Annotated in this window: 1 protein-coding gene; it reads left to right on the top strand. The window is 68.0% G+C overall.

Annotation, left to right across the window (positions count from 1 at the left end; all coding sequences use genetic code 11):
• Nucleotides 1-28: 28 nt before the first annotated feature.
• Nucleotides 29-244, top strand: a 216-nt coding sequence (locus ACLJNW_RS27810; protein WP_410961815.1) for a PfkB family carbohydrate kinase, incomplete at its 3' end; no start/stop codon positions are given.

Here is a 244-nt window from a genome sequence, read left to right as displayed (position 1 = left end):
AGAGAGAGGCTGGAACAAGGACGCAACGATGCAAGCGAAAGTACTGGTGGTGGGCAGCCTGAACATGGACCTGGTAGAGCGCGCGCCGCGCCTGCCACGGGGCGGCGAGACCCTCGCCGGGCAGTCCTTCATCACCGTTCCCGGCGGCAAGGGAGCCAACCAGGCGGTCGCCGCGGCGCGTCTCGGCGCGGAGGTGGCGATGATCGGCTGCCTTGGCGACGATGCCTACGGCGACCAGTTGTAC

The sequence above is a fragment of the Salmonella sp. SAL4457 genome (assembly GCF_046548235.1).
Lineage (GTDB): Bacteria > Pseudomonadota > Gammaproteobacteria > Enterobacterales > Enterobacteriaceae > Salmonella > Salmonella enterica.
The sequence above is the reverse complement of the archived record's forward strand: the minus strand, read 5'-3'. Positions and strand labels throughout refer to the sequence as shown.